16 protein-coding genes are annotated in these 19,795 nt (G+C 53.7%); 7 read left to right on the forward strand and 9 right to left on the reverse strand.

The window, feature by feature from the left end; genetic code table 11:
• The first annotated feature begins 34 nt into the window (after positions 1-34).
• Complete coding sequence (gene pflA, locus B1H58_RS00230; RefSeq protein WP_085067426.1) at positions 35-778, forward strand: pyruvate formate lyase 1-activating protein; 744 nt, start codon at positions 35-37, stop codon at positions 776-778.
• A gap of 51 nt (positions 779-829) precedes the next feature.
• Here pflA and B1H58_RS00235 read toward each other — a convergent pair whose 3' ends face one another.
• From B1H58_RS00235 to B1H58_RS00265, 7 genes are all read right to left on the reverse strand, one after another.
• Positions 830-1,981 carry an MFS transporter gene (locus tag B1H58_RS00235; RefSeq protein ID WP_085067427.1) on the reverse strand — a complete coding sequence of 384 codons (1,152 nt, stop codon included), beginning with the start codon at positions 1,979-1,981 and terminating at the stop codon, positions 830-832.
• Between the two features lie 278 nt (positions 1,982-2,259).
• Entirely contained in the window at positions 2,260-3,552 is a 1,293-nt protein-coding gene (gene serS / locus B1H58_RS00240; protein ID WP_085067428.1) for a serine--tRNA ligase, read from the reverse strand.
• Positions 3,553-3,651: 99 nt separating this feature from the next.
• Positions 3,652-4,995, reverse strand: coding sequence for a replication-associated recombination protein A (locus B1H58_RS00245; protein ID WP_085067429.1), 1,344 nt, complete (start codon positions 4,993-4,995; stop codon positions 3,652-3,654).
• A 7-nt stretch (positions 4,996-5,002) separates the two neighbouring features.
• Positions 5,003-5,614, reverse strand: coding sequence for an outer membrane lipoprotein periplasmic chaperone LolA (lolA, locus tag B1H58_RS00250; protein WP_085067430.1), 612 nt, complete (start codon positions 5,612-5,614; stop codon positions 5,003-5,005).
• 189 nt (positions 5,615-5,803) lie between these two features.
• On the reverse strand, positions 5,804-9,382 hold the full coding sequence (locus tag B1H58_RS00255) for a DNA translocase FtsK 4TM domain-containing protein (protein ID WP_085067431.1): 3,579 nt from the start codon (positions 9,380-9,382) through the stop codon (positions 5,804-5,806).
• Between the two features lie 118 nt (positions 9,383-9,500).
• The gene (gene lrp / locus B1H58_RS00260; protein ID WP_017347019.1) at positions 9,501-9,995 is read right to left on the reverse strand and encodes a leucine-responsive transcriptional regulator Lrp; all 495 of its coding nucleotides are present in this window, start codon (positions 9,993-9,995) and stop codon (positions 9,501-9,503) included.
• Positions 9,996-10,263: 268 nt separating this feature from the next.
• Positions 10,264-10,467: a hypothetical protein gene (locus B1H58_RS00265; protein WP_085067432.1), complete on the reverse strand. Its 204-nt coding sequence runs from the start codon at positions 10,465-10,467 to the stop codon at positions 10,264-10,266.
• Positions 10,468-10,518: 51 nt separating this feature from the next.
• Here B1H58_RS00265 and trxB point away from each other — a divergent pair, with 51 nt between their 5' ends.
• The 5 genes from trxB (at position 10,519) to infA (ending at position 16,412) form a co-directional block, all read left to right on the forward strand.
• Positions 10,519-11,487, forward strand: coding sequence for a thioredoxin-disulfide reductase (gene trxB / locus B1H58_RS00270; protein ID WP_085067433.1), 969 nt, complete (start codon positions 10,519-10,521; stop codon positions 11,485-11,487).
• A gap of 145 nt (positions 11,488-11,632) precedes the next feature.
• Positions 11,633-13,402, forward strand: coding sequence for a heme ABC transporter permease/ATP-binding protein CydD (gene cydD / locus B1H58_RS00275; RefSeq protein ID WP_085067434.1), 1,770 nt, complete (start codon positions 11,633-11,635; stop codon positions 13,400-13,402).
• Positions 13,402-15,132: a heme ABC transporter ATP-binding protein/permease CydC gene (cydC, locus tag B1H58_RS00280; protein ID WP_085067435.1), complete on the forward strand. Its 1,731-nt coding sequence runs from the start codon at positions 13,402-13,404 to the stop codon at positions 15,130-15,132. The genes cydD and cydC overlap by 1 nt, the downstream gene beginning before the upstream one ends.
• A 33-nt stretch (positions 15,133-15,165) precedes the next feature.
• Complete coding sequence (aat, locus tag B1H58_RS00285; protein ID WP_085067436.1) at positions 15,166-15,888, forward strand: leucyl/phenylalanyl-tRNA--protein transferase; 723 nt, start codon at positions 15,166-15,168, stop codon at positions 15,886-15,888.
• A gap of 305 nt (positions 15,889-16,193) precedes the next feature.
• Positions 16,194-16,412: a translation initiation factor IF-1 gene (infA, locus tag B1H58_RS00290; protein WP_002211347.1), complete on the forward strand. Its 219-nt coding sequence runs from the start codon at positions 16,194-16,196 to the stop codon at positions 16,410-16,412.
• 160 nt (positions 16,413-16,572) lie between these two features.
• Here the strand turns inward: infA and clpA are convergent, their stop codons facing one another.
• Positions 16,573-18,849: an ATP-dependent Clp protease ATP-binding subunit ClpA gene (clpA, locus tag B1H58_RS00295; RefSeq protein ID WP_085067437.1), complete on the reverse strand. Its 2,277-nt coding sequence runs from the start codon at positions 18,847-18,849 to the stop codon at positions 16,573-16,575.
• A 56-nt stretch (positions 18,850-18,905) separates the two neighbouring features.
• A complete protein-coding gene (gene clpS / locus B1H58_RS00300; RefSeq protein ID WP_085067438.1) occupies positions 18,906-19,226 on the reverse strand; it encodes an ATP-dependent Clp protease adapter ClpS in 321 nt (106 codons plus the stop codon).
• Between the two features lie 320 nt (positions 19,227-19,546).
• Between clpS and cspD the strand changes: the two genes are divergently transcribed.
• Complete coding sequence (gene cspD / locus B1H58_RS00305) at positions 19,547-19,774, forward strand: cold shock-like protein CspD (RefSeq protein WP_085067439.1); 228 nt, start codon at positions 19,547-19,549, stop codon at positions 19,772-19,774.
• Positions 19,775-19,795 lie beyond the last annotated feature (21 nt).

Here is a 19,795-nt window from a genome sequence, read left to right on the forward strand (position 1 = left end):
TGCCGGGCAGGTTCACTTTGGAGAACGCATCGCAATGTCATCATCCGTCGGTCGTATTCACTCATTCGAATCCTGTGGTACCGTTGATGGCCCAGGCATCCGCTTCATTACTTTTTTTCAGGGCTGCCTGATGCGCTGCCTTTACTGCCATAACCGCGATACCTGGGATACCCATGGCGGGAAAGAGGTTACGGTAGAAGAGCTGATGAGCGATGTTCTTTCTTATCGCCATTTCATTAATGCCTCCGGCGGCGGCGTCACAGCCTCTGGTGGTGAAGCGATACTGCAGGCCGCTTTTGTTCGCGACTGGTTCCGCGCCTGTAAGGCGGAAGGTATTCATACCTGTCTTGATACCAATGGCTTTGTACGTCGTTACGATCCGGTGATTGATGAGCTGCTGGAGGTGACCGATCTGGTGATGCTCGATTTGAAACAGATTAATGACGATGTTCATCAAATTCTGGTTGGTGTCTCTAATCATCGCACCCTGGACTTTGCCCGCTATATTGCTAAAAAAGGCATTCGAACCTGGATACGCTACGTCATCGTGCCGGGCTATACCGATGACGATGACTCCGCGCATCGCCTTGGCGAATTTACGCGCGATATGCAAAACGTCGAAAAGATTGAATTGCTCCCCTATCACGAGTTAGGCAAGCATAAATGGATCGCCATGGGGGAAGAATATAAGCTGGACGGGGTTAAACCGCCCAAGTCTGACACGATGGAACGCATCAAACATATTCTGGAAGGGTACGGTCATAAGGTCATGTATTAATCCGTAACCCACTAAAAAGGGCGACCTCACCGTCGCCCTTTTTTATTCTGATTATGCCTGCGCCACAGGCGTAATATGATGGTCTGCTTTACGCAGCAGCATAACCAAATAGATGAACGCAACGGCGGCTATCATCACAAACAGTAAGCGATCGGAGTAGTTTTGCATCAGCATCGCCGTCATACTCGGCCCTGCCAGGCTGCCAATGGTATAGCTCAGTAGCAGAGCCTGATTCATCGCCACCAGTTCATGGTGCTTAACCGTCTCGCATGCCCATGACATGGCTACCGGATAAAGCGTAAAGCCGGCAGCGCCCAGGATAAACAGTGCCGGAACCATAGCCATATTGCTGAGCATGGCAATCGAGCCGAGGATCACAATAAACACCTGCACGCGCAGCACCAGCAGACGACCGTAACGATCGGCCATACGCCCTACCGGCCACTGCCCTACGATGCCCGCACTCACCAGTAACGCCATCCAGTAGCCGACGTTAGCGTCGCTGATCCCCTGATGAGAAAGATAGAGCGGCATCAGGCCATACAACGAGCCAAGTACAATGCCGGAAATAATGCAACCGTTGATGCCAAGCCGTGAGCTACGGCGACGGAGCATTGGCCACATGCGACCCGGCGCGCCATCTTCCTCACTCGCGGTAGTGGTGATCTTCATAAAGATAACCGGCAGTACGCCAGCGACAATCACGGCGGTGATCCAGGGCAAAACGTTCAGCAATTCGGTAGAGACTTTACTTACCAGCAACTGACCGGCGACCGTGCCAAGATAGTAAACAATCATATAGGCAGCCAGCAGCTGACCGCGATTACGCAACGTGCCGCTACAAAGCAATGCGCTTTCCACTACCACCCAAATCCAGGCGCAGCCAATACCTGCTACCAGGCGCCAAAGCGTCCAGCTCCAGAAGCCCTCATTCAGCCCCAGCGCTACCGTGGCGACAGCAAAAACCAGCGAAGCAAAATAGTAGCTGCGATTAAATCCATAGTGCTTAATCAGCCAGCCCGCCAGTAAAGTCCCGATAAGATTACCCGTGTAATAAGATGAGCTAACCACGCCTACCTGCCAGGTGGGAAGATTATCGTGTGTCAGCCACAGAGGCACGAGAGTATTAAGCACGGCAATAGAAACTGTCAGCAGCAGCAAGCCGCAGAGCAACAGCACAACGGGACGAGACCAGGTGAACATTGGCTAAATCACAGGGAAGAAAAGAGAAAGTGCGCGAATATTGCCACTCTTGTTTTTAAAGTCAATCTGCCCGATTTACACGCCGCACAATTTGCCCTGGGCCGATTTAATATTTTTATCCTGAAAAGATTTTTGCAGAATAAAGTTTATACAGAAAAAGAAAGCCGCCCTTGTAAATCAGGGAATTATATTTATTGCTGCGAAAGATAACGATATATTTATTTTAATAAAAAAAGCCCGCCGGAATTAGCAGCGGGCCTGATAGTTCACGAAAGCTATTAACCAATCATGGTTAATCCGCCCATATAAGGGCGCAGCACTTCTGGTACTTCGATACGGCCATCAGCCTGCTGATAGTTTTCCAGCACCGCCACCAGCGTACGACCTACTGCCAGGCCTGAGCCATTCAGCGTATGAACCAGACGCGGTTTCTTATCATTCTTACTGCGGCAGCGCGCCTGCATACGGCGAGCCTGGAAATCCCACATATTAGAGCAGGAAGAGATCTCGCGGTAAGTATCCTGCGCCGGCAGCCAGACTTCCAGATCGTAAGTCTTCGCCGCGCTGGCCCCCATATCACCGGTGCAAAGCAGCACTTTACGGTAAGGCAGATTCAACAGCTGCAGCACTTTTTCCGCATGGCCCACCAGCTCTTCCAGTGCCTGCATGGAGTCTTCCGGACGAACAATCTGCACCATCTCAACTTTATCGAACTGGTGCATACGGATCAGTCCACGCGTATCACGGCCATAGGAGCCAGCTTCGGCACGGAAGCAAGGCGTATGGGCGGTGAGTTTAATCGGCAGGGACTCTTCCTCAACGATCTCGTCGCGGACCAGGTTGGTCAGCGGCACCTCGGCAGTTGGGATCAGCGCATAGTTGCTGCTGTCTGATTCCTCTTCCAGCGGGCGGGTATGAAACAGGTCTTCGCCAAATTTAGGCAGCTGTCCGGTACCAAACAGCGTGGCATGGTTAACCAGATAAGGCACATAGGTTTCGGTATAGCCATGCTGCTGCGTATGCAGATCGAGCATGAACTGACCCAACGCACGATGCAGACGCGCAATCTGCCCCTGCATGACCACAAAACGGGAACCGGTCAGCTTAACAGCAGCGGCGAAATCCAGCCCTTTTGCCATTTCGCCAAGGTCAACGTGGTCGCGTACCGGGAAATCATACTGGCGCGGCTCGCCCCAGCGCAGAATTTCCTGATTTTCAGTCTCATCTTTGCCCAGCGGCACCTCATCTGCAGGCAGATTCGGTAACGCGAGAGAAAAATCACGGATTTGTTGCTGCAAGATATCCAGTTCGGCTTTAGCCGCATCCAGACGCTCGCCCAGCGCGTTAACTTCCTGACGCAGCGGCTCAATATCTTCCCCGCGCGCTTTAGCCTGCCCGATGGATTTGGAACGCGCATTACGCTCAGCCTGCAGGTTTTCCGTTTCTACCTGCAACACTTTACGGCGCTCTTCAAGAGAGAGCAGCGTTTCCACATCCAGTTTAAATCCTCGGCGTGCCAGTTTTTCTGCGACTGCGTCTGGCTCGTTACGCAGCAGATTGGGATCGAGCATGCTTATCCTGTGCTTACTGTGATTAAAAAAAGGTTTTGAACCAAAGCGTTCCTTCAGGATCCACCCGGCTATTGCGCTAACCTTACCGCAACGTCTGGGTTAGCGGTAGCGTTTTGTCGGGCTATTTTGATCCTGTTCCGCAAGCCAGGCGAGCTTTTCGCCAATTTTACCTTCCAGCCCGCGACTGGTGGGTTGGTAGTAACGCGTTTGCGCCATCTCAGCAGGGAAATAGTCTTCGCCGGCGGCATAGGCGTTTGGCTCATCGTGCGCATAACGATACGCCTTGCCCAATCCCATCTCCTTCATTAATTTCGTTGGCGCATTACGCAGATGTTCCGGCACATCGAAATCGGGTTTTTCACGCGCATCGCGCAGCGCGGCCTTAAAGGCGGTATACACCGCATTGCTTTTCGGTGCGCAGGCCAGATAAACAATCGCCTGGGCGATAGCGCGTTCGCCTTCTGCCGGGCCGACACGGGTAAAACAATCCCATGCGGCAATTGCCACCTGCATCGCTCGTGGATCGGCATTTCCTACATCTTCAGAAGCGATGGCCAGCAGACGACGCGCAACATAGAGCGGATCGCCGCCCGCCGTAATGATACGGGCATACCAGTAGAGCGCAGCGTCAGGAGCAGAGCCGCGTACTGATTTATGCAACGCTGAAATCAGGTCGTAATAGCGATCGCCTTTATTATCAAAACGCGCTGCGCGTTCGCCGGATACCTCATTTAACAGCTGCGGCGTTAATTCCCGTTTGCCCTGCGCATCGCTTTCGGCCATATCCGCCATCATTTCCAGCGTATTCAGCGCGCGGCGCGCATCGCCATTCACCAGCTCGGCAATCATCCGGCGGGTTGAGTCAGGCAGGACGATATCCTCTTTGCCCAGCCCGCGCTCTTTATCGGTTAGCGCCTGCTGCAATACCGTTTCGATATCCTCTGTCGTCAGGGATTTCAGCAGATAAACGCGCGCGCGCGATAAAAGCGCGGAATTCAACTCAAAGGATGGATTTTCCGTGGTTGCGCCAATAAAGGTAATGGTACCGTCTTCTATATGGGGTAAAAACGCATCCTGTTGGCTTTTATTGAACCGATGCACCTCATCCACAAACAGAATGGTACGCCGCCCTGCCTGACGATTTTGACGTGCGCGTTCAATCGCTTCGCGTATCTCTTTAATGCCGGAGGTAACGGCAGAAATTCGTTCGACGTCGGCATTGCCGTAACGGCCAATCAGCTCAGCCAGCGTGGTTTTTCCGGTGCCGGGCGGGCCCCAAAGGATCATTGAATGGAGATGGCCTGCTTCAATAGCGCGCGTTAGCGGCTTATCCGGGGCCAACAGATGCTGCTGTCCGATATACTGTTGCAGCGTGGTTGGCCGCATACGCGCGGCCAACGGTTGAAACTGCCCGGAAGAAAAATCAAGGGAGAGATTACTCAACTCAACCTCACTGACGTTGATCGTCTACCGTCACCCCTTTCGGTGGCGTAAAAGTAAATTTATCTGCGCTGACCGGCCCATTATTTTGGCTTTTCAGCACGTAGCTGCTGCGCTGTCCATCCTGCTCGATGGCGCTGAACTGATTAATGGTGCCGTTACCAGAAACGTTAATCATAAACTGTTTGAGATTACCGGCGTCTGTTTTCGGCGTCAGTTCAAAATTGTCGCCCTGCTGTTTCACATTATACTGTTTCCAGTCGCTGCTTTGATTACGGGCAATCAGCATAAACGGCGTATTGCTGGTGGCGCTGTTCAGCCAGGTAGCGCTGACCTGCTCCACGAAAGGATTGTAAAACCACAGGGTTTTACCGTCTGAAATAATAACGCTCTCATCCGGCGCGGTCATATGCCAGTTAAACAGGTTGGGACGTTTTACCCACATTTCCCCTTCACCTTCCTGAACATTCGAACCGCTGCTGTCGGTAACCTTCTGGCTAAAGCTGGCGTGGAAGCTGCTGACTTTGTCCAGACGCTGCTGTAATTCACTGGAAGCATCGGCCAGCGCACCGGCGGAGGTCAACGCTGAAAGTAAACCGCAAGCAAGTACTAATTTTTTCATGACTACCGATTCCTTTTTAAGTCGTTATATTCCGCATCAGGCGGCCTTATTACACATTAGACTGACAATTCGCTTCCTGACAGGAGAAAATACTGAAAGCGACGCGGTTAGCCGTTTCTGATGTTTAAATAAACAACGGGCCGGATTTTACCGGCCCGTATAGCGTCTGACAGCACAAACGCTGTTTTATTACATTTCGTGCGGCGGCGGCGCAAGAACTTCACGGTTACCGTTATGCCCAGGCGGAGAGACGATAGCCTGTACCTCCATCTGCTCAATAATACGCGCGGCGCGGTTATAACCGATACGGAACTGACGCTGAACGCCAGAAATCGAAGCACGGCGTTTTTCCACCACAAAGGCTACTGCCTGATCGAACAGCGGATCCAACTCTTCGTCGCCGCCATCCAGGCCCAGGCCGCCACCGTCGCCTTCTTCGCCCGCCGTAATGCTTTCAATATACTGCGGACGACCACGCGCTTTCCAGTCCTGTACCACCGCATGCACTTCCTGGTCGCGTACAAAGGCACCGTGAACACGCACCGGAATCGAGGAGTTTGGCGGCATATAGAGCATATCGCCCATCCCCAGCAGGGATTCCGCACCGCCCTGATCAAGGATCGTACGGGAGTCAATTTTACTGGATACGGTAAAGGCGATACGCGTCGGAATGTTAGCCTTAATCAGGCCGGTAATCACATCTACCGACGGACGCTGCGTAGCAAGCACCAGGTGAATCCCCGCTGCACGCGCTTTCTGAGCCAGACGCGCAATGAGTTCTTCCACTTTTTTGCCTACCGCCATCATCAGGTCGGCGAATTCATCCACCATGACCACGATATAGGGCAGCTTCTCCAGCGTCGGCGGCAGCGTATCCATACTGTCGCCAGGCTTCCAGAATGGATCCGGGATAGGTCGTCCCATCGCTTCCGCCTGCTCGATTTTCTCGTTGTAACCCGCCAGATTTCGTACGCCAAGCGCAGACATTAGTTTATAGCGACGCTCCATCTCGCCAACGCTCCAGCGCAACGCGTTGGCCGCATCTTTCATGTCGGTGACCACTTCCGTTAACAGATGTGGGATACCTTCATAAACCGAGAGCTCCAGCATTTTCGGATCGATCATAATAAAGCGCACCTGCTCCGGCGTCGCTTTATAAAGCATACTGATGATCATCGCGTTTACGCCTACCGATTTACCGGAACCGGTAGTACCGGCCACCAGCAGGTGAGGCATTTTGGCCAGATCGGCCACCACCGGCTGGCCTGCAATATCCTTACCCAACACCACAGAAAGCGGCGAAGGATTATCACGGAAGCTGGCGCAGTCGAGCACTTCGCGCAGATAAACGGTCTGACGATGCTTATTCGGCAGTTCAAGGCCGACATAAGGCTTGCCGGGGATCACCTCCACCACGCGCACTGCGACCGCAGAAAGTGAACGGGCCAGATCGCGTGACAGGTTAGAAATGCGTGCGGCCTTGACGCCCGGGGCTAAATCCAGTTCAAAGCGGGTGATCACCGGCCCTGGCGAAATGCCGACCACTTCGGCTTTTACCCGATAGTCAGCCAGCCGCGCTTCAACCAGGCGGGCAGTCTGTTCCAGCGCAAACATATCTACCGGTTCTTCTTCTGCCGGCGGCGAGGTTAACAGATCCAGCGTCGGCAATGGCGTAGTCGGTTTATAGGTTGGCTGCTCATGACGCATCAGGAAAGGATGAATCAGGCTATCCGTTAGCGAGTCGTGGTTTTCAGGCTGTGGCGCAACATCTACGGCCGCAGGCGTAAAGGCTGATGACGCGCTGCTTTGCCATTGAGAAACGGGCGGCTCGATGGGGCGCTGAACCGGTTCGCTCGGCTGCGTCACCTGCGGTGCCGGGACATCCGTCGGCTGAGAGGCATAACGCGGCTCTGTTGATGCCGACTGCTGCCACTGCGGCTCCGCTGCCGGTGTCTCTGGCTCAGGCGTAGCGGCAATGGTAAACAGCGGCTCGCCTGGGCCATCATCAATCAGATCTTTCATTGGTGAAAAATCGAAAGCGGCAGCAGGATCGATCGTAAAGGCTGGCGTATCGCGCGGCGGCGTTGCAGCCTCCTGAGGAGGCGTATCTGCCAGATGTTCACTGCGCGGCTGTAGCGTATTCTGCTGCGGCTGATAAGTAATATCGGGCTGCGTTGGCTGCATATATCGCTGCTGAACGTTACCCACTTGCTGAGCCTCAGGCACCGCCGGTTCAGGATGTGCGTACCGCTGCTGCTGCTGTTGTGCGAACTGCTGCGCCAGCGCCTCTTGCTGCAATGCACCCTCATCCTCGTCAGAGGCATAGTCTGCGCCATAGCGCGCCTGCTGCTGTGCCATAAACGCATCACGTAACTGGTGTTCGTCTTCGGCAATTGACTGCGCATCGGCAGGCTGAGACAGAGCCTGTTGCTGGGCCTCCTGCTTCGCTTTTTCCTCTGCCAGACGCTGGGAAGGCAGCTTAATGCCAAAAGAAGCGAGTTCACGGCGCGTAGGCAATTTCACCGGTTTCGGACGCGGAAGCTCAGGACCGATGCCCTGTTTAATCTGCGGATTAATCTCTTCAGGTGCACTGACCGGCATAAAAGGAACGGCACCTGCTTGCGTAGCGGCGGCAGTAGCAGTAACTGGCGCTGGTGATGAGGTTGTCGCCTCCTGCCAGTTACCCATTTGCGGGCCATCGTCTTCTGCACTAGGCGTGAAGACGTCGATTGACTGCTGAGGCATTTCAAAACGATAAAGCGGCGGCGCAGCGCTTACGCTCTCGGTTTGCGCAACTGTGGCAGGCGCAGGGGATACGTTTACAGGCGCGACGTTATCGCGCGCTGGCACAACCGGCTGTGCCGGACCTGATTGTTCCGCCTGAGTCGGCACAGAATCGTTCTGCTCATTCATAGCATGAACTACCGGCTGAGCGGATGCAGAAGCTTCGGCGTTCGCCTGGGTCATCGCGGCGCTGTTAGCGACCGGCGCTTTAGCAAACAGGGGATCCTCTTCTTCCGTATCATCTTCCACAGCGTGCAATTTGCGCGGCGGCGACAGCAGAATGTCATCATCCTCATCCAGCTGAACCGCGCTTTTAATCGTGGGTGCCGGACGATAGTCATCCTCTTCATGCCAGGCTTCGTCATTGCGCGAGCGATTGCTGGCAAAGGTCAGCACACCCATGACCACCGCACCGATTTTCTCGGCAATCGTCAGCCAGGACCAACCGGTATACAGGGTTAACCCCGCTGCCCACAGACAGAGCAAGGCCAGCGTCCCGCTCGCACCGCTCAAATACGGCACCATTGCGTTACTGACCAGACTGCCTATCACCCCGCCAGAGGCAAAGTACCAAATGTCATCAGCATTCAGCGCGGCAAGACCACAGGTGGTCACCACCAGCGCCAGCACGCCTATCAGACGCAGGCCCACGGCAAAGTAGTCGATATAGTCCTGGCGATCGCGCTGCTGAAAAGTGATCCAGCACAGACCCAGGATCACGGGCGGAATGGCGTATGCCATCACCCCAAAAATAAACAGTAACGTATCGGCCAGCCAGGCCCCGACGTTGCCGCCCAAATTATGAATAGGTTCATGCCAGGCGGTCTGAGACCAACTGGGATCGGAGGGATTAAAACTAACCAGCGCCACCATCAAATAGACAGCGAATAGCGCAACAAGGATCAGCAACGCTTCGAGCAGACGGCGACCACTACTAAGCGGCTTAAGTGACACTTCTTTATCTTCTGTATATTCCTGGCTCAAGAGAACTCTCCAGGTACCTGTAAACTATGAAGGAAACAGCGCCGGGCTAACCGACGCTGTGCCTGTATGAATTCACAGGAGTGTACCGAATACCACCAGGTTTTGCACCTGTCCTGTGTTATCGCGTCTTAATAACCAAACGGTTACTCTGTTTGACTTCTTCCATCACCACGTAAGTACGCGTATCGTTAACGCCCGGCAGGCGCAGCAGGGTTTCACCCAGCAGTTTACGGTAGGCGGACATATCCGGCACGCGGGTTTTCAGCAGGTAGTCAAAATCACCGGAAACAAGGTGACACTCTTGAGTTTCCTCAAGTTTTTGCACGGCGGCGTTAAATTGTTCAAACACATCCGGCGCACCGCGATTCAGAGTAATCTCAACGAAAACCAGCAATGATGCGTCGAGATAGTGAGGATTGAGCAACGCGGTGTAGCCCAGAATAAAGCCCTGACGTTCCAGGCGGCGTACGCGTTCAAGGCATGGCGTGGGCGATAAGCCAACGCGTTTTGAAAGCTCCACGTTAGAAATACGACCATCCTTCTGCAGTTCATTCAGGATATTTCTGTCTATTCTGTCGAGGTCTTTTCCGGGGCGTTTTTTATTGTCTACCATTATTATTGTCTCTCTTCATTCCTTCCCTTTACCTGCCATACCCTGAACGAAATCAATGTGCAGGGTCTTTCGTCAGTGAAGACATAGAGCCTGTTGCTATTGCAGCGCCCATCCGCATGACGCATGCTGTCTGTCCACACCATGCGTCATTACGAATGACAGACTGAGTTTATTCGGCGTTGTACGCAAAAGCTGGTACGAAACTCTGTTTACATAGCCCAAATATTCTCTGCTTCCCACAATGTTTTCGCAAAAGCGCAGGCGATTGTCAAAGCAAAACATTGAAAATCAGGAGAACATGCCAGCCCGTGGCGCGTACCACCATTTTTAACCGGTTATTTTGGGCGTTTTGCCTGCAATTTATTTGCTGTGAAGCTTTTTTTACGCCTGCTTTTCTTTCCTGCCCCATGTTATCGGTGAAACCTGTTGCATCAATTGTTAACAAAATCGCAGAACGCTTTTTTTGCGTCATTAAATTCCCTACAATCTGGCTCCATGTTGCCAGTTAACTAATGAGGATCTCATGGGCACGGCCAAACACAGTAAATTGCTTATTCTGGGCTCTGGTCCGGCGGGCTATACCGCAGCCGTCTACGCTGCACGCGCTAACCTGAATCCGGTAATGATTACCGGCCTGGAAAAAGGCGGCCAGCTAACCACCACTACCGACGTTGAGAACTGGCCTGGCGATCCTGACGATCTAACTGGTCCGCGGTTAATGGAACGTATGCATGAGCATGCGTTGAAATTTAATACCGAGATCATCTTCGATCATATTCACACGGTTGATTTGCAAAACCGCCCGTTCCGTCTGGTTGGTGATAGCGGCGAATATACTGCCGATGCGCTAATCATCGCTACCGGCGCTTCTGCCCGTTATCTGGGCCTGCCTTCCGAAGAAGCGTTCAAGGGTAAAGGCGTCTCCGCCTGTGCGACCTGTGACGGATTCTTCTATCGTAAGCAGAAAGTTGCCGTAGTGGGCGGCGGCAATACCGCTGTTGAAGAAGCGCTGTATCTCTCTAATATCGCCTCTGAAGTTCACTTGATTCACCGTCGCGAGACTTTCCGCGCCGAGAAGATCTTGATCAATCGCCTGATGGAAAAAGTCAGCAGCGGCAATATCGTGCTGCACACCCATCGCGAGCTGGACGAAGTGCTGGGCGATCAAATGGGCGTAACCGGCGTGCGTCTGCGCGGCACGCAGAACAGCGAAACCACGGAAGAGCTGGATGTCGCGGGCCTGTTTATCGCTATCGGGCACAGCCCAAATACCGCTATTTTCGCCGGACAGCTGGAGCTGGAAAATGGCTATATTAAAGTGCAGTCAGGTTTGCAGGGCAACGCAACGCAGACCAGCATCCCAGGCGTTTTTGCTGCCGGCGATGTAATGGATCATACCTATCGTCAGGCAATTACCTCTGCCGGTACGGGCTGTATGGCGGCGCTGGATGCGGAACGTTATTTAGATGGTCTGGTTAAAAACGATAAGTAAGTTGTTAATTAACTGATCTTATTTTTCTGAGGCGACAGTTCAACTGTCGCCTTTTTTCTTTCTGCCATGCTACATTGCCTACGCCTCTACTGGCATATTCCCTGGCGATATCGGCCAGCCTGTTCTTCTTGAGAAACGGCCCCGGATGGAAAAGAAACGTCAACAACAACTTACTCGCTGGCTGCGCCAGCAGCGTGCCTGTGCCCGCCCCTGGACAACTCTTTCTACGCTGCTGGGCCTGGCAAGCGCCCTGTTGATCATCGCTCAGGCATGGTTGCTGGCCACCCTGATGCATCATTTGATTAGCGAACAGCAGCCGCGCGCGCAATGGCTTTCCACTCTATTTCTGTTGCTGCTCTGTTTCGCGGTACGCGCCTTGCTCAGTTGGCTTCGTGAACAGGCGGGCTATCGGGCGGGAGAACAGATACGACGTGCTCTGCGCAAACAGGTGCTTGACCGTCTACAGCAGTCAGGCCCCGCCTGGATACAGGAAAAGCCGGTCGGCAGCTGGGCCAGCCTACTGCTGGAGCAGACGGAAGAGATGCAGGACTATTATGCGCGTTATCTGCCGCAGATGACGTTAGCCGTGCTTATTCCCGGTCTGATCCTGCTGGTGATTTTTCCGGTGAACTGGGCCGCCGGACTGATTTTGTTGGCCACGGCTCCGCTCATTCCGCTGTTTATGGCGCTGGTGGGAATGGGGGCTGCCGATGCAAATCGGCGTAATTTTCTTGCGCTGGCGCGGCTTAGCGGTGATTTTCTCGATCGGCTGCGTGGCCTGGATACGCTGCGTCTGTTTCATCGCGGCGCGGCGGAAACGCGCGCCATTGCTGCCGCTTCCGAAGATTTTCGGCAGCGCACCATGGAAGTCCTCAGGCTGGCTTTTCTCTCTTCGGCAGTGCTGGAGTTTTTCGCTTCTGTCTCTATTGCCATTGTCGCCGTCTATTTTGGCTTCTCCTATTTAGGCGAGCTCCATTTTGGTCACTACGGTACCAGCATCACTCTGTTTGCCGGTTTTTTGGCCCTGATTCTGGCACCGGAATTTTTTCAGCCACTGCGCGATTTAGGCACGTTTTATCATGCCAAAGCTCAGGCGGTGGGTGCAGCCGATGCGCTACACACCTTCCTCTCCTCCCAACCGGAGGTAACGTCAGCCGAAGACAAACCTGAGTTTTCGCCCGATCGGCCGCTGCAAATCGACGCCAGCGGGCTGATGATTATGGCCCCGAACGGAACCTTACTGGCTGGCCCGCTCGATTTCTCTTTGTCGCCAGGCAGACGTGTGGCGCTGGTGGGTCAAAGCGGCGCGGGGAAAAGCTCGCTGATCAATGCGCTGCTGGGCTTCCTGCCTTATCAGGGTTCCTTACGGATTAACGGCTATGAGCTACGGGATCTTCCACGTCGCGACTGGCATCAGCTTCTGGCCTGGGTAGGTCAAAATCCTCATCTGCCGGAACGTACAGTTCGCGAGAATGTACTCAACGGTCAGAGAGTATCTGCGGCACGTTTACAGGAGATACTGGCGTTAGCTGGCGTCGATGAGTTTCTTTCCCGCCTGCCGCTGGGGCTGGAGCACGAGATGGGCGATCAGGCTGTAGGCCTGTCGGTAGGACAGGCGCAGCGGATTGCCGTAGCGCGGGCGCTGCTAAAACCTCGTCAGCTGTTATTGCTGGATGAACCGGGCGCCAGCCTGGACGCGCGTAGTGAGCAGCATGTGATGCGGGCGCTGTTGGCCGCATCACAGCAGCAAACTACCCTGTTGGTAACGCATCAGCTAAATGAGCTGGCGCAGTGGGATGAAATTTGGGTGATGCGCGATGGTCAAATTATTCAACAGGGTAGCTGGCAGCAGCTTACCAGCCAGCCGGGACCTTTTGCCACGCTGCTGACCCATCGTCAGGGGGATATAGCCTGATGGCGAAACTACAACCTTTTCTGCGGCTCTATCGCCGTCATTGCTGGCGTCTGCTGTTAGGGGCGTTATTAGCCATCGTAACGTTATTGGCCAGCACGGGACTGCTCACGCTTTCAGGATGGTTTCTGGCGGCTTCATCGCTGGCAGGTACGGTAGGGCTTTACAGCTTTAACTATATGCTGCCCGCTGCGGGCGTACGCGGCGCGGCTATCATCCGCACCGTTGCGCGCTATTTTGAACGTCTGGTCAGCCATGACGGGACATTTCGCGTGCTGCAACATCTGCGTGTTTTTACTTTTCGTCGTCTGATGCCGCTATCGCCCGCAGGGCTTACCCACCTGCGCCAGGGCGATTTGCTTAACCGCTTTGTTGCCGATGTCGATACGCTCGATCATCTCTATCTCAGGATAATTTCGCCACTCTGCGGCGCGCTGGTAGTGATTATCGTGGTGACGCTGGGGTTATGCTGGCTGGATGTCTCGCTGGCGCTGACATTGGGTGCCATTATGCTGCTGACCCTGCTGCTGCTGCCGCCGCTGTTTTATCGCGCCGGACGTCCCGCCGGCGAGATCATTACCGCCGAGCGTGCGCGTTATCGCCTGCAGCTGACTCACTGGCTGCAGGCGCAGGCAGAGCTTTCACTGTATGGCAGCGTTGAAGCCTGGCGCGAGCAGCTGAATTTAGTAGAACAGCGTTGGCAACAGGCGCAGCGCAGGCAGGCCAGCCTGACCGGCCTGTCGCAGGCGCTGCTGCTGCTGATCAGCGGCGCGGCGGTAACGCTGTTACTCTGGCTCAGCGCTGGCGGCGTAGGCGACTGGCCGCAGCCTGGCGCCTTGATTGCTCTGCTGGTTTTCTGCACTCTGGCGGCGTTCGAAGCGTTAGCACCGGTTGGCATGGCCTTCCAACATCTTGGACAGGTTTTTGCCTCTGCTGAGCGTATCAGCCAGATTATCGATCGCTCGCCCGCCGTGGAATTCCCCTCTGAGCAACACGATGATCTTTCTGCGCCTGGCTCGCTGGCGTTAGAACAGGTTACCTTCTCATATCCGGATGCGCTTTCCCCTGCCCTGCAGCGCCTGTCGCTCCGGGTTAACGCCGGTGAAACCATTGCGCTGCTCGGCCCTACCGGCTGCGGCAAAAGCACGCTGCTACAGCTGTTAACGCGGGCATGGGATGCGCAGCAGGGTGAGATTTGGCTACAGGGCCTCCCGCTACGTCAGTGGAGCGAACCAGCTTTACGCGCTGCTGTTAGCGTGGTTAGTCAGCGGGTTCATCTGTTTAACCAGACATTGCGCGATAACTTATTACTGGCTGCGCCGGAGAGCAGCGATCGGGCTCTGTGCACCATACTGGAACAGGTGGGTCTGGAAAAGCTGCTGGACGGCGAAGGGTTAAACGCCTGGCTGGGCGAAGGTGGTCGACAGCTTTCCGGCGGTGAATTACGTCGTCTGGCTATTGCACGGGCGCTCCTGCACAATGGGCCAATAATGTTGCTTGATGAACCCACCGAAGGTCTGGATGCGGAAACAGAACGGCATATTCTTGCCCTGCTGGCTCAGGTTACCGCTGACAAAACGGTGATAATGGTTACCCATCGCCTGCAGGGACTGGATAAGGTCGATCGGATTTACGTTATGGATCAGGGTGAAATCATTGAGCAGGGAACGCATGCGGAATTAATTGCAAAAGGCGGACGCTACTGGCATTTTCAGCAGCGGTTTACGCTATAGTCATAGCTTCTGAAACTGCGGGGCTTTCGAGAAATGCGACTGATTCAGTTATCACGTGAATCGCTTAACTTTCCGCCGCCGGAAATGGCGCTGCGTGAACCAAATGGCCTGCTGGCTATGGGCGGCGACCTTAGCCCTGCACGTTTACTCAATGCCTACTACCGGGGGATTTTCCCCTGGTTTTCGCCGGGCGATCCTATTTTATGGTGGTCGCCCGATCCGCGTGCGGTATTAATCCCGGATGCGTTTCATTGCAGCCGCAGCATGAAGCGTTTTCACCGACGCTCGCCCTATCGCGTCACCATGAACCGCGCGTTTGCTGAGGTAGTTGAAGGTTGCGCCAGCGATCGTAACGAGGGAACCTGGATCACGCCAGAGGTAAAACGCGCCTGGTGGCGTCTGTACGATCTGGGCCATGCACACTCGATCGAAGTCTGGTGCGATCAGGAACTGGTCGGCGGAATGTATGGCCTGGCTCTGGGACAGCTCTTTTGCGGCGAGTCGATGTTTAGCCGCAGTGAAAACGCATCAAAAACCGCGCTGCTGGTATTTTGCCAACATTTTGCCCAGCATGGCGGCCAGCTGATCGATTGCCAGGTATTAAATCCGCATACTGCATCGCTTGGGGCTACAGAGATTGCACGTACCGATTATTTGCTGGCGCTGAGTCGCCTGGGGAATGCGTCGGTAAACGAAGCCTGCTGGTGTACAGATACGCTTTTTGTCCCCGATCCGATGTTTTACACGCAACGGTGAGGAATAGTGGTATAATAGGAAAGTTTGGTATGTCGTCCGTTTATTGCGTAAGCGCATCGGAATTACCAGGCTGGGAATCACCACGCATCTTCAGAACTGTTTTCTGGCTGTGGCCGGTTAATGGATTCTTAGCCGCTATTCCCCCTCGCTAACGTCACTGTCATCAGACGACGAAAGTTATGCTTGTATGCTGCGCTACAGGTGCATGCGGGCGTTGGTATAATAACCAACAATTCTTTACATAATTCGTGGAATTCGGCATTATCTTGCCGGTTCAAAACTTGGAAGTCCACCCAGAGGATTCGATGGCCAAAGAAGACAATATTGAAATGCAGGGTACCGTACTTGATACGTTACCTAACACCATGTTCCGCGTGGAATTAGAAAACGGACACGTGGTTACCGCTCATATCTCCGGTAAAATGCGCAAAAACTACATCCGCATTCTGACGGGCGACAAAGTCACTGTTGAGCTGACCCCGTACGACCTGAGCAAAGGCCGCATTGTCTTCCGTAGTCGTTAATAAAGCTCTGCGTTAATCTGACATTAACGCCTGACTGTTAACAAAGGCCAGATAATCTGGCCTTTTGCTTTTACGATGCATCAATGCGTGCTCTGTTGTTAATAACGATACGCTGATAAAAAAGGCCGGATTAATCCGGCCTTTTGCTTTTCTGCTGCGCTTATTGCACTGAACCTTCCGTTTTGCGCTTCTCAGCGCTAACGAAATGGTAAGCCAGCTGATTTTTCTCTTTATCCAGCGTGACCGATACCGATCCGCCATCCACCAGTGAACCAAACAGCAGTTCGTTAGCTAATGGTTTCTTCAGGTTTTCCTGCACGGTACGCGCCATTGGACGTGCACCCATCGCTTTGTCATAACCTTTCTCTGCCAGCCATTCACGCGCTTCGTCGCTGACTTCCAGTGAAACGCCTTTGGCGTCCAGCTGGGCCTGCAGTTCCACGATGAACTTGTCCACCACCTGATGAATAACTTCAGCAGAAAGGTGATCAAACCAGATAATGTTATCAAGGCGGTTACGGAACTCTGGCGTAAAGATCTTTTTAATCTCTTCCATCGCATCGGTACTGTTATCCTGATGGATAAGACCAATGGATTTACGCTCGGTTTCACGCACGCCAGCGTTGGTGGTCATAACCAGAACCACGTTGCGGAAATCCGCTTTGCGGCCATTGTTATCGGTCAGCATTCCGTTGTCCATTACCTGCAGCAGCAGATTAAAGACATCCGGATGCGCTTTCTCAATTTCATCCAACAGCACCACGGCATGAGGATGCTTGATCACCGCATCGGTCAGCAAACCACCCTGATCAAAGCCAACGTAGCCCGGAGGCGCACCGATCAGGCGGCTTACGGTATGACGTTCCATATATTCGGACATATCAAAACGCAGCAGCTCAATGCCCAGCGCCTTCGCCAGCTGCACCGTCACTTCGGTTTTACCTACCCCGGTAGGGCCGGCAAACAGGAATGAACCCACCGGTTTACGCTCATGTCCCAACCCGGCGCGACTCATTTTGATCGCCTCGGTTAATGCTTCAATCGCTTTATCCTGACCAAACACCAGCATTTTCAGCCGCTCGCCAAGGCTTTTCAGCGTATCGCGATCGGTTGCAGAAACGCTTTTCTCCGGGATGCGGGCAATACGCGCCACTACCGACTCGATATCCGCCACATTAACGGTTTTCTTACGCTTGCTGACCGGCATCAGTCGGCTGCGTGCGCCAGCTTCATCAATAACATCAATTGCCTTATCCGGCAGGTGACGATCGTTGATATATTTCACGGCCAGCTCAACGGCGGCACGTACCGCTTTCGCAGTGTAACGGACATCGTGATGCGCTTCATACTTCGGTTTCAGACCGTTAAGGATCTGCACCGTTTCATCCACGCTCGGCTCGGTAACGTCAATTTTCTGGAAACGACGCGCCAGCGCACGATCTTTCTCAAAGATATTGCTGAATTCTTGATAGGTTGTAGAACCCATCACGCGGATCCGTCCGCTCGACAGCAACGGTTTGATCAAATTCGCCGCATCAACCTGGCCGCCGGAAGCCGCACCTGCGCCGATGATAGTATGGATCTCATCGATAAACAGAATACTGCTTTCATCCTGTTCCAGCTGTTTGAGCAGCGCCTTAAAGCGTTTTTCAAAATCACCGCGGTATTTCGTTCCGGCCAGCAACGAACCAATATCCAGAGAATAAATGGTGCAGTCTTTGATGATTTCCGGCACGTCACCCTGCACGATGCGCCAGGCGAGACCTTCAGCGATAGCGGTTTTACCCACCCCCGACTCGCCCACCAGCAGCGGGTTATTTTTCCGACGACGGCAGAGCACCTGAACAGTACGCTCCAGCTCCTTGTCGCGGCCGATCAGCGGATCGATACCGCCAACGCGAGCAAGCTGGTTAAGATTGGTGGTGAAGTTTTCCATACGTTCCTCCCCGCCTGCTTGCTCTTCATTGATCTGATTCTCCGGCCCCTGCGCCTGGCCCGGTTCATCTTTACGCGTCCCGTGGGAAATAAAGTTCACCACATCAAGACGGCTGACTTCATGTTTGCGCAGCAGATAGGCCGCCTGTGACTCCTGCTCGCTAAAAATGGCCACCAGCACGTTTGCGCCCGAGACTTCGCTGCGTCCGGACGACTGAACGTGGAAAACCGCACGCTGCAACACACGTTGAAAGCTGAGCGTCGGTTGCGTATCGCGCTCTTCTTCCGTTACCGGCAATACCGGCGTGGTTTGTTCGATGAAGGCTTCGAGCTCCTGGCGCAGAGCCACTATATCCACCGTACAGGCTTCCAGTGCCTCTCTGGCCGACGGGTTGCTGAGCAAAGCCAGCAACAGATGCTCGACGGTCATAAATTCATGACGGTGCTCACGCGCTCTGGCGAAAGCCATGTTTAAACTGAGTTCCAGTTCTTGATTGAGCATTAGGCACCTCCCCCAATTATCGCCCTACGGTTCATGCCGGAATAGCATAACGCCGATCAGGCTTTTTCCAGCGTACACAGCAACGGATGCTCATGCTCTTTAGCATAGCGGTTTACCAGCGCCACTTTGGTTTCCGCCACTTCGGCAGTAAACACGCCGCAAATCGCTTTGCCCTGATAATGCACTCTGAGCATCAGTTGCGTTGCACGCTCAATATCATAAGAAAAGAACTTTTGCAGAACGTCAATAACAAATTCCATAGGAGTGTAATCGTCATTGTTGAGTATAACTTTATACATCGAAGGCGGCTTGAGACCTTCGCGCAGTTTCTCTTCTGCAAGATGTTCAAAGTTAAGCCAGTCGTTAGTGTTTCCCATAATGTTCCGTCGTATCTGTGTTGCGCACTGGCACGAAAGCCGCATGCCATATTATTCAGTGTAACACGCGTGCCATCCGGCTTCGCGCGGGTAAAACTCTCCGCAGCACTACAGGCGCGACCGCTATCACAAATTTGGCAATAGCGTTAACTACCTCAAAGTTTAGCGATTTTATCAATGCCTGAACCGGCCGATGGCTTGACGCTTACCCTTGTTTCTCTACATTCTACAAGCACAAGCTGATTGAGTTTTAAACAGCTCTTACAGCTTCCTTACCTCACCTACCTAGTAAAAAAACGTCTCGCGAGGGAACCAGAAGTATGGAGAAGGGTACAGTTAAATGGTTCAACAATGCCAAAGGATTCGGCTTTATCTGCCCGATCGGCGGCGGCGATGATATCTTTGCCCATTATTCCTCAATCCAGATGGAGGGATACAGGACGCTCAAAGCCGGGCAACAGGTGCAGTTTGACGTTCATCAGGGACCGAAAGGCAATCATGCCAGCCTTATTGTTCCGGTGGAGGCGGTTGAAGGTATCCACGCCTGAACCCGTGTTAACACATTCTGT

This window comes from Pantoea alhagi (assembly GCF_002101395.1).
Classification (GTDB): domain Bacteria; phylum Pseudomonadota; class Gammaproteobacteria; order Enterobacterales; family Enterobacteriaceae; genus Mixta; species Mixta alhagi.